General features: G+C 52.9%; 9 protein-coding genes. 1 reads left to right on the forward strand and 8 read right to left on the reverse strand.

Going from position 1 to position 11,406, the window contains the following annotated elements:
* Positions 1-360: 360 nt before the first annotated feature.
* Both KI215_RS14490 and KI215_RS14495 read right to left on the reverse strand, forming a co-directional pair.
* Positions 361-3,879 (reverse strand): efflux RND transporter permease subunit, encoded by a 3,519-nt coding sequence (locus tag KI215_RS14490; protein WP_212773394.1) that lies wholly within the window; start codon positions 3,877-3,879, stop codon positions 361-363.
* Between the two features lie 249 nt (positions 3,880-4,128).
* Complete coding sequence (locus KI215_RS14495) at positions 4,129-4,758, reverse strand: TetR/AcrR family transcriptional regulator (RefSeq protein ID WP_212773395.1); 630 nt, start codon at positions 4,756-4,758, stop codon at positions 4,129-4,131.
* Positions 4,759-4,997: 239 nt separating this feature from the next.
* On the opposite strand from KI215_RS14495, the gene KI215_RS14500 reads away from it, so the two are divergent.
* Positions 4,998-5,252, forward strand: coding sequence for a macro domain-containing protein (locus tag KI215_RS14500; protein WP_212773396.1), 255 nt, complete (start codon positions 4,998-5,000; stop codon positions 5,250-5,252).
* Here KI215_RS14500 and KI215_RS14505 read toward each other — a convergent pair.
* The 6 genes from KI215_RS14505 to KI215_RS14530 form a co-directional block, all read right to left on the reverse strand.
* Positions 5,249-5,770, reverse strand: coding sequence for an acyltransferase (locus KI215_RS14505; protein ID WP_212773397.1), 522 nt, complete (start codon positions 5,768-5,770; stop codon positions 5,249-5,251). The two genes, KI215_RS14500 and KI215_RS14505, sit on opposite strands and share 4 nt — an antisense overlap.
* Before the next feature lie 165 nt (positions 5,771-5,935).
* Positions 5,936-6,598, reverse strand: a complete 663-nt coding sequence (gene ppaX, locus KI215_RS14510) for a pyrophosphatase PpaX (RefSeq protein WP_212773398.1) — start codon at positions 6,596-6,598, stop codon at positions 5,936-5,938.
* 118 nt (positions 6,599-6,716) lie between these two features.
* Positions 6,717-7,742: a prolipoprotein diacylglyceryl transferase gene (lgt, locus tag KI215_RS14515; RefSeq protein WP_246512134.1), complete on the reverse strand. Its 1,026-nt coding sequence runs from the start codon at positions 7,740-7,742 to the stop codon at positions 6,717-6,719.
* A gap of 225 nt (positions 7,743-7,967) precedes the next feature.
* Positions 7,968-8,999 (reverse strand): acyltransferase, encoded by a 1,032-nt coding sequence (locus KI215_RS14520; RefSeq protein WP_212773399.1) that lies wholly within the window; start codon positions 8,997-8,999, stop codon positions 7,968-7,970.
* Positions 9,000-9,080: 81 nt separating this feature from the next.
* Positions 9,081-10,016: an HPr(Ser) kinase/phosphatase gene (hprK, locus tag KI215_RS14525; RefSeq protein WP_212773400.1), complete on the reverse strand. Its 936-nt coding sequence runs from the start codon at positions 10,014-10,016 to the stop codon at positions 9,081-9,083.
* A gap of 247 nt (positions 10,017-10,263) precedes the next feature.
* A complete protein-coding gene (locus KI215_RS14530; protein ID WP_212773401.1) occupies positions 10,264-11,373 on the reverse strand; it encodes an ABC transporter ATP-binding protein in 1,110 nt (369 codons plus the stop codon).
* Between the last annotated feature and the right edge of the window lie 33 nt (positions 11,374-11,406).

The raw sequence follows: 11,406 nt of genomic DNA on the forward strand, positions 1-11,406 counted from the left end.
GTGGAAATGGTTGTAGAGGAGGAGTCCGAGGACGGGTCGCGTTCCTTTCTTCGTCACACGGCGAAGAAAGGAGGTGATGCTTGTGACGGAAACGATTGATTTGCTATCGCTGGTGTTGCAAGTTGTTGCAACTACTGCGTTGGTGATACAAGTTGTCGTTCACGTCGTGACATCACGAAAAAAGTGACCCGTGGGCCTGCCAACCTGAGGGTCACTTTTTCGTGATCAATGGGTTGTAAGAACGCGGCCCTACCGAGGGCTCCTTCTCACTTATTTATATTATACGCATATGTTGGCAAAAAAATCAAACTGATTTGTGATAGGAAACAGGCTGGGGAAAGTCCGTCGTTTGGTGTAGCCCTAACCCGTCGTCACTTCGGTACGCCGATTTCGCGTCAACCGGTCTTTCCCCCGTGTGAGAATGCTGTACATAATCGGAACGATAAAGAGGGTCAGCAGTGTGGAGGAAGTCAACCCTCCGATCACCACAACGGCCAATCCCTGTGAAATGAGTGACCCTTCACCGTAACCCAGCCCCAACGGCAACAGGGCGAACACGGTGGCCAGCGCCGTCATCAGAATCGGCCGTAACCGGGTACCGGCCGCTTCCAGGAGCGCCGAACGGATGTCCAGCCCGCGTGCCCGTTGTTGCTGAACCCGGTCGATCAACACGATCGCATTGGTGACGACGATTCCGATCAGCATCAGTGCCCCGATCATAGCGGATACGCTGATCGGTTGGTCAGACAGCCACAAACCGACCAATCCGCCGATCACAGCAAACGGCAGGGAAAACAGGATCGTGAACGGAGCAGTCGCTTCACCAAAGGTGACGATCATCACCAAGTAGACGGCGGCTACAGCCACTACCATGGCAATACCCAGCTGGGCAAAGCTTTTTTGCATCTCCTCCGTGTCGCCCCTCAGCGTTACCTTCACGCCGGACGGAAGTTTCATCCCGTTGATGATCTGCTGGACTTGCCGTGACAGCGCCCCCGTGTCCTTGCCGATTACGTCGCCAGATACCTGAGCATACTGGGATCCGTTCTCTTTTTGAATGGTGACGGGCCCCTGCTCAACCCTGACGGAAGCGATGTCACCCAATTTGATCATCTTGCCTGTCGGGGTCAATAATTGAATGGCTTTCAATCGCTCGACGGAATGCAGGTCCTTGTTTGCCAACCCCAGTTTAATCTCCTCGGTCTGGCTCCCTTTCTCTAGCTCACTCACTTTTTCCGCCTGCAACAACCCGCGAATCGACATTGCCACCTGCATCGGCACCAAACCGTGTTGGGCAGCTTTGGCCTGATCGACATGGACGGAAACCAGTCCTTTTTGTTCGCTCAGGTTGTTGGTCACATTGGTAAGGCCGCTCACTTTCTTCATTTTGTTCGTCAAGATGTCAGCCGTTTTTCGGATGTCCGCCATTCGCTCCCCTTTGATGATCGCAACAATCTGGCTGGAAGGCGGTCCGATGCTTTTCACTTCCAATACCTGCAGTTCACCATTTCCTTTGATGTTGCCCAAGTCGTTCCGTACTTGGGACAAGAAACGGTCCATGTCCGTGTCCGGATCGAGGTTGGCAAACAGGGACACCTTGTTGGTGCTGCCGATCGTCCCGTCCCCTGCCAACTGTCCGCGCAAATTACCCACGGTCGTGGACACTTGCTTTACTTGGGGATAGTTCCGCAGCTTTGCTTCCAATTTCCGAGCCTGGGCATCAGTGGTACTCAAAGCGGTACCGGGCGGCAATTCCAGTTTCACTTGCACAGCTTTGTCCTTATTGGACGGGAGAAAACTGGTTCCTACCAACGGGATGAGGAACAGACTGGCGACAAGTGCCAAAGTGGATACAGACAGAACGACTCCTTTGTGATCCAAAGCCCATGCCAATGCCCGTCGGTAACTGGCCGCCATTCCGCTTTCCTTCTTATTGAAGCGTGGCTGTTTCCTTTTGTTCAACAGCATCAATTTCGCCATCAGCGGAACCACCGTAACGGCGACAATCAGTGAACAAAGAAGGGCAAATACCACCGTCAGCGCAAACGGCAGAAACACTTTGCCGACAATCCCACTGACCAAGCCCAATGGTACGAATACCGCCACCGTCGTCAGGGTGGAAGATGTAATGGCAGCCCCCACTTCCTTGGTGGCATAGGTGATCAGATCGACGGTCCGATCGCGGTTTTTCATCAGGTGACGATAAATGTTTTCAATTACGACGATGCTGTCATCCACCACCCGCCCGATGGCGACAGCCAAACCACCGAGAGTCATCACATTCAACGTGATGTCCGCTTGTTTGAGAAGAATCAGTGTGGCCAACACCGACAGCGGAATCGAAACTACGGCGATCAATGTCGTACGGAAATTGCGCAGGAACAACAGAATCACAACGGCTGCAAACAGTGCTCCCAACAAGCCTTCCCGCACCATGCTTCGAATCGACGATTTTACCGCTCGCGATTGGTCAAACAACAATGTGAACTGTACATTGGGATCCTGCTTTTTCAGCGTTGCCAGTTTAGCCGAGACCGCTTCAGCCGCTTCCACGATGTTGCCGTCGGGGTCCTTGATCAACTCGATATTGACCGACGGCTTCCCATTCATGCGCGTAATCATGGTGCTGTCCTGTTGCGATTCGCTGATATCAGCGATTTCGGACAGTTTCACCGTCTGAATTTGTGTTTCCTTGATCTTCGGTTTACCGCCTGTCTTCGGTTGTTCACCCATTTCGCGCGGGGCTCCGCCTGCGGGTGCCCCCTTGGGTTGCGGCATCTGCTTTTGTAGTTGGCTCAGCTGTGCATTGAGCTGTTTCAACGCTTGTATCTCGGCAGCCACTTTCGGTTTCAACTGCGCCACCTGTGCAGCTGCTTCCTGATCCTGCGGGTTTTGCTTAAGCCGCATTTCCGCGGCGTTGAGTGCGATTTGATCCCCCAACAGCTGGGCCTGCAATTGTTGTGCTGATTGTAAGATACGCACTTGAGCCTGCAACAGCCCCACACCTTGGCCCACTTCACCCAATCCCTGGCCCAGTTGACCAACTGACTGGCCCAGGCCGCCGACAGCCTGACCCAATCCCTGCATGCTTTGGCCGATCTGGTTGAAGGCATCCTCCATTCCTTCCTGTGGATTGGGTTGGATGGTGAGGCGTAAATTTTTCAATTGATCAACGGACGTGATCTTCTGATCCACCCGTATTGGCAAATCCAACCGCCCGGACGGCAATTCGCCCACCGGGATGGAAACGTTGCTCGCCTGGAGCGCTTGCTGAACCTGTTGCGCCGTCAGATTGTACTTTTTCAGCCGATCCTGTTTCAAGCGAACATACACGGCTTTGGGGCCCTGTCCCTTGATCTGCACCTGACCCACGCCATCAGCTGTTTTCAGGATGGGCTCAGCCGTTTCCTTCACCCATTTTTCCAGTTCTTCCGGGTCTTTGGTTTGGCTTGTCACCCCTAGGATCATGAACGGAAATGTATTGAATCCGAACCGGCTGAACGACGGTTTCATCGCGCCGTCCGGCAGGGAGACACGGTCAACCGCTTCCTGTATCTCCTGCTTGGCCTTGTCCAGATCCGTGTCGAAATCATACTCCACGACCACAACCGACGTGCTGTCAGCCGACACCGAACTGATCTTCTTGGCTCCGGCAATTCCCTGCAACGATTGCTCGATCGGCTGTGTCACCTTTTGGTCCACATCCTGTGGCGATGCTCCCGGATACGGCGTGATCACCACAATGACCGGGAACGTGATGTCGGGCATCGCTTCCATTTTCAGCTGGGTTGCCGTATACAGTCCGCCGAAGGTGACCAGCAGGACCAGGATCAGCACGGCAGCCGTGTTTCGCAGGGAGAACCGCGTCAATACGCCCACACATGCTCCTCCTTTAACTAAAGCGTGTCTGGTGAATACTGCCCAATTGCTTTCCCGGATCGCTCCACCTGCGTCCTGCAGGGAAGCTGGTCATGGCCGCTCCGATCCGGAGCGCAGACGCCGGCAAAGTACACTGCACTAGAGGAAGTTTCCCGCGTTCCAATCCTGCGCTTTCCGGGTCTTCGGTCGGCCGGGCTTAGGTCTTCACTCACCTCTCCCTCACGGATTTACCGGACACTCCCTCTTATGTCATCCAAATACGGTTGTTCTCCCATCAGTTTTCACCAGACCAAACAACGTAATTTCCATTAACGGATCAATATGCTCCGGTGTAATCATGTTTTCGTTATCAAGTGCGCCGAACAATACACTGAAAAACATCCGCTCCGCCACCCGAGGGTCCACATCGCGCAGTTCCCCCCTGCGAACCCCCTCTTCGATCAAGTGGCGAAAGGAAACAAACATGTATTGCTCGTAAAGAGACATCACTTCTTCTGCTTCATTTGGAAAGATGACACGCAGATTGCGAGAGATGGTGGTATGGAAATAGGTGATTTCCGGATGTTGCAGCGCCAGTACACACATCTCCTTCAAATATCGCGCCAGACGTTCGACAACAGACAAATCGGCGTCCAAAATATCCTTCGCACGCTCCTGCCATGCCTCCAACGTACGACGGATGAGTGTCAAAAACAAATCCCTCTTGTTACGGAAGTAATAATAGATCAGTCCGCGTCCCAGGCCTGCCACGCGGGCAATCTCCCCAATCTCGGCTCCGTGGTATCCCCGTGCGCGATATACTTTCAACGCGGCCTCCAGTATCTGCTGAATACGTCTTTCCCGTATGGCCGCGTTTTGCTCGGGTCTTCGCGGCGACATGGCTTCACCTCTTTCTTTTAGACTGACACTTATGTCAATTTCATTTTATTTCCGTTTATACCAGTGAGTCAATTAAAACAACTATGAGTATTTTGTGTCACCTTAGGACGATAAACGAAAAGAGAGGTTGCTGATCCACTCAGCAACCCCGGAAATGCGAAACACATGCGCATAAGACGACGTTGTATGGAATATGATTCTCGATATTGGCAGGTGTACCCGATGGAGATGAGAATAGTATGATTCGATATGTAAGAGGAAATATATTGGAAGCGGATGTGGAAGCATTGGTGAATCCCGTCAACTGTGTCGGCACGATGGGAAAAGGATTGGCCTTCGCATTCAAAGAGTCGTATCCGGCCAATTTCGCTGTGTATGTTTTGGCTTGTCAAGCCGGCAAAATAAAACCGGGTTCGGTGTACCCGGTTTTTGAACGAGGAAAATGGATCATGAACTTCGATGTCGATGTTGATGTATACGAACCCCATGTTTAACAGGTGCCGGGCGGATTGCTCAGGGAAGGCTCCTCCTCCCGCCAGCGGATGAAACGCGCTGGATTGCCCGCGACAAACGCTCCCGCCGGCACATCCTTCGTTACGACCGAGCCGGCACCGACCACCGCCCGATCTCCGATCCGCACCCCCGGCAGGATGGTGGTGTTGGCGCCGATCATCACATGATTACCGATCTCTACATCGCCGATCCGATACTCCTCTACCAGATATTCATGTGTCAACAGGGTCGTGTTGTAGCCGATGATCGTGTTGTTGCCGATACGAATCCGCTCAGGAAACAGGACATCCACCACCACTTTGAGTGCCAAGGCGGTTTTGTCACCGATTCGTATCCCCAAGAACGTTCGGTATACCCAGTTTTTGAAACCCAGGTGCGGATTGTATCGGTTCAATTCCCCGATGACCACATTGCGCAATACCTTCCAAAAGGAAACCGTCCGGTATAGCTGCCACAAAGCATTGCTACCCTCGACGGGGAAACGTTCCGTACGCCGCATATTCGCCCCCCTTTTGCCCAAGTCCTATATAAAGCCACTCTCTCCCGCTTTCGCTTCGATCAGAGAGTGTGCCATTTCCACCAGCACCCGCAGGGTGTGTCTGGTGTGACTACTGTTCAATTGCTTTTCCGGTTCGCTCCACCTGCGCCCTCAAAGAAATCAAGATCAGGATGTACCCTTCGAACCAAGCCCGGCCAAATCCAACAAATCCTCCGGCGAATCCAGCACGTAATCCGGTTCCAATGCCTTCAATTCCACCGGATCATGCTTACTCCAACCCACCAGTGCAGAAGCCACTCCGGCTCGTTTACCCGCCATCAGGTCGTATTTACTGTCTCCGACCATCAATGTTTGATCCGGCTTTCCGTGAAGTCGTTTCATCGCCGTCAGTACAGGGTCGGGGTGCGGCTTTGCCTTCTCTGTCTCACCAAAACAAATCATGGTTTGCATCAGTTTTTCCACACCCAGCAACCGCAATCCCATCTCTGCCGTCTTGCGCTGTTTGTTGGTGACGACTCCCATTTTCACACCTGCTTCAGCCAGACGATGCAGTACCTCCACCACACCGGGAAATGCACTCGCATACTCGTCGTGGTGTTGGATATTGTGTTCTCGATAGGTCTGTACCATCACCTCGGCTTGATCCGGGTCAAATCGACGCATCTGATCGAGAAGCGGCTCCCCCATGTACCGGATTACGTCTTCACGGGTGTATTTCCCCGGGCAATGCCGTTCCAACGTGTGCATAAACGAAGCGAGAATCAGCTCGTGTGTGTCGATCAACGTGCCATCCAGGTCGAACAACATGACGGTATACTGTTTGGACACCCGGTTCATCCCCCTTTGTAAAAAAGACTCGCTCCGCCTGGAGCGAGTGAGACTGTAATCAAAAACATTGCGGATCAGCCGTATACCTGATCGATTTCTCCGTGGCATGAATCGCAAATCACTCTGCCCGGCTGACGGATGCGTCGCTGATCTCCGTCTTCGAAAGATACTGTTCCGTATTCCCCCGCATCCGCCGAACGACGATCAGCAGGACACCGACCACCATCAACGTAACGCTGACCAACTGAGCGATGCGGATGTTGCCGTCCATCATCATTCCCGGTGTGAACTTCACCGTCATCGGGGACCAAAGCACATTGAGCAGGTGAGCCAGCCAGTCCGGTCCATTGAACGTCAGGCTGTCCGTACGCAGTCCCTCGATGAAGAAACGGCCCATCGAATACCAAATCAGATAGCTGAAAAAGACTTCGCCGCGCCGCGGATTCCATCTCTGAAGCAAGAATAGCAGAAGAAAACCGACGAAATCCCAGATCGATTCATATAAAAATGTCGGATGATAATAGACGCCTTGAATGTTCATCTGCTGGATGATCCAGTCAGGCAAGTGCAGGCTCTGCAAAAATGCGAGACTGACCGGCGAGCCGTGCGCCTCCTGGTTGATGAAATTGCCCCACCTGCCGATCGCTTGTCCCAAAATGATGCTGGGTGCCACGATATCGGCAAGATGGAGATAGCGAACCGCCTTTTTTTTCACGAAGAAATAACCGGCGATCAATGCACCGATCAATCCGCCATGAATGGCCAACCCGCCTTTCCACACGGCGATGATGTCAGCGGGGTGCAGGGAGTAATACTCCCATTCAAACAGCACGTAATACAGACGCGCACCGACGATCGCGGAAGGTATCACCCAGATCATCATATCCAGGAACAGTTCGCTGTCCAATCCGTGCCGTCTCCCCTCCCGAATGGCCAACCACAGTCCGATCAGGGCAGCTGTGCCCATAATGATACCGTACCAGTGGACTTGCAAAGGGCCGAGGGAAAAGGCGACCGGATCGATGACCATGGCCAAGTGCATGTGTGTGTCGCGCTCCCTTCTCAGTAACGTATCTGTTTTTCGGTTGGATCTCGTTGACGATACAATGATCGTCTCGTCATCCGTCATGTTTGCTTTTACCATTTTATCGTACTTCTACGACAAATGAAAATGAAAGGGTGGTAAAAAAAAGCGCCCACCGAGTGGGCTGAGAATGCTGACAACTGTATCTGATGAGTCGGCTTCGAATGAATTCCTACTCTTTCCGAATCGGAGCTCGGCAAGGCTTGATCAGTCGCTCCTCCGGGAAATGTTGCGCGACAGGAAAACGGAGTCGAGTGGGCATGCATTCCGAACAGGCTTACACTTTCACTTCCCTTTCAGCAACTCGCCGTACGGCATCCGGCTGATCACCCACACCATCGTCCAAGACAGTCCCGTCACCGCCACCAGCATAAACGTAAACTCCTGCCAGGAAGCTTCCGGAAACAAATGCGGCGTCAAGCGGCTCAACAGGTTGAGCAAAAATGGGTGGACGAGATACAACCCGTAGGAGTACCGGCCCAGTAGTGCGATCCAAGACCGTTTCCACCGTTCCCCCAACTGAAACCACAAGATTAATGAAGCGATGGAATAAATCGAGACGGTGAAGTTGTAAAAGCCGAATCGCCCGCGAAAAAAGCTCTCGGCCAACGTCAGGATGACCATTGATCCAAAGATGAGAGAGACGCCCGTCGTCGACAATCGATCGATCATCCGCTTCAGCCGATCCACCCTTTGGCCCAACCACCCGCCCAGACAAAAGTAAAAGAGCCACGTCGGAAACAACGAAATCGCGTTTTCCGTGTACTCCTCGCTCCACTCTGGACGACCGGCGCCGTCCCACCATGTCATCGCCTCCGACAGTGCATACACCATCAATGCCAAAGCCACCATGGTGAGACCGCCGAACCGGCGAAAGCCCCAGAACAGGACGGGCAGAATCAGGTAAAACTGCACCATCACAAACACGAAATAGAGGTGGTAGTAAGCGCGTCCCGTCAACAGCGCCATCACGAAATCCTCCACTGTATGCGGCGCCGTCTCCGGATGGAATGTCCATGCGTACGCAACATAAAATACGGACCAGATTAGATAGGGAACCAGAATGAAACGGGCGCGCTTTTTCATAAATCGTGCCATCGAAAATCCGGAGCCATAATACCGGTGAAACAAAAACAATCCCGACAGGATGAAGAAAACGGGTACGCTAAACCTGCTGATCTGGTTGATCGCCAGGTAGATACCGCCGTCGGTAGTCGGCACCGTATCCCGCAAACTGAATGCAGTCACATGAATCAAAATGACCCCGAGGATGGCAACCCCTTTGATGAAATCCGCTTCCCGGATTCGTGTTTCCATGGTGTGAAAACCCCCATCCACCGAAATTCCGGGCGCCTGTCTCTCAGGGTCTTTTTACCCTATACAGGGATGATGAAACGTCTAATCCAATTCATCGGCGTCTTCAATCGCTTGACCCAATTTTTGCGCAAATTGTTGGGCGGCGTTGTATCCCATCCGTTTCAACCGAAAATTCATTGCGGCCACTTCGACGATCACCGCCAAGTTACGCCCTGGTCGGACCGGTACGGTCAGCTGCGGAAGCTCGGTGTCGATGATGCGGATTCGCTCTTCATCCAGCCCGAGACGGTCATATTGCCGGTTTTCCTGCCAGTTTTCCAGCTTTATCGCGAGGGAGATCTTCTTGTATTCCCTGACCGCCCCCGCTCCGAACAACGTCATCACGTTGATGATGCCCAACCCGCGGATTTCCAGCAGGTGGCGAATCAGTTCCGGCGCATGACCGACCAACTCATCCTCTTCAGTCTGCATGATTTCCACCGCATCGTCGGCCACCAGCCGGTGCCCCCGTTTGACCAGCTCCAATGCGGTTTCGCTTTTACCGATCCCACTGTTGCCCATGATCAGGACACCCACCCCATACACGTCGACCAATACGCCGTGGACGGTGGTGGTGGGTGCCAGACGCTTCTCCAGATAGTTGGTCACTTTGCTTCCAAATTTGGTGGTAGCCATGGATGTGCGCAACACCGGGATTCTTTTCTCTTTAGCCGCCTCCACTAATTCTTTGGGGGCACTCATATCCCGGGTGATACAAAAGCATGGAGTCGATTCGTGGCACAAGCGCCACAACCGATCCTTCCGTTCTTCCTCGGTGAGGCCGTTGATGAACGTCAATTCGGTCTTCCCCAACAGCATCAACCGCTCAGCGGGATAATACGTGAAAAAACCGGCCAATTCCATTCCGGGTCGGTATAAATCGCTCACCGTCAGCGTGCGCTCCAACCCCTCCCAACCGCAGATGACCTCCAAATTGAATTGCTGGACCAACTCTTTCACCGTAATCGTTTTGCCCATGACTTTCCCCTCTTTTCCACATTCCACGAACAAAAGCGGCCGGGATGATTTATCCATTTCCCGACACGTACGTTTTGTCAACAGTGTAGCACGTTCCCGATGTGGATGCCACCGGACGAAACAACAAGCCGCTTCCCATTTTGATTGGGAAACGGCTTATACACTTGTGGAAAATCGCTTCGAGAAAAACTTCTTTTAGAACAGGCGGGTGCATTGTTCGTTTTTTGGAACACTTTACGCCGTCAGATTACAACACTGTCTGCTCTGTGTCTTTGTCAAAGATGTGCATTTTGTTCATGTCAAAGGCCAGTTCCACTTCGGCTCCCGGTGTAAAGTTCGTTCGCGGGTTGACGCGGGCGGTGACCCACTTGTCAGCGATGCCGCTCAGATAGAGGTACATTTCCGCCCCCATGTTCTCGGCCACTTCCACTTTGGCCCGGAAGGTACTGTCCGGGGAAGACTCCACAAACAGCGGCTCATCATGAATGTTTTCCGGACGGATGCCGAACACCACTTCTTTGCCGACATATCCCTTTTCACGCAACAGCTTGGCTTTGCCCTGTGGTACTTTCACCTGCAATCCTTGACTGCGGAAATAAACGTCTCCGGCTTCTTCGAACAACGCCCCATCAATGAAGTTCATCGCCGGCGATCCGATGAATCCCGCGACAAACATGTTGGCGGGGTTGCTGTAGATTTCCGAGGGCGTAGCCGCTTGCTGGATCACACCGTCCTTCATGACAACGATCCGGTCGCCCATCGTCATCGCCTCTGTTTGATCGTGGGTGACATAAATGACGGTGGTTTCCAAACGCTGATGCAGTTTGCTGATTTCCGTGCGCATCTGCACACGCAATTTGGCATCCAGGTTGGATAACGGCTCATCCATCAGGAATACCTGCGGTTCCCGAACGATGGCCCGTCCCAACGCCACCCGCTGGCGCTGACCGCCGGAGAGTGCCTTGGGCTTTCGGTCAAGCAAATGTTCGATGTCCAGAATCCGTGCCGCCTCTCGTACCCGCTTGTCGATCTCTTCTTTTTTGAACTTGCGCAGTTTCAATCCGAACGCCATGTTTTGATAGACGTTCATGTGCGGATACAAGGCGTAGCTTTGGAAAACCATCGCAATATCCCGATCCTTGGGTGGCACATCGTTGACCAAACGATCCCCTATGTACAGCTCTCCTTCAGAAATTTCCTCCAAGCCGGCGATCATCCGCAATGTAGTCGATTTTCCGCAACCGGATGGACCGACCAATACCAAAAATTCTTTGTCCTGAATGTCCAGATGGAAATCCTTTACGACCGTCACATCGCCAAACCGTTTATACACATGATTCAACCGGACCTGTGCCATGTTCGTCCCCTCCGTTGAAAGCGCTGTCTTAAT

The organism is Polycladomyces abyssicola (assembly GCF_018326425.1).
Classification (GTDB): Bacteria; Bacillota; Bacilli; order Thermoactinomycetales; family JIR-001; genus Polycladomyces; species Polycladomyces abyssicola.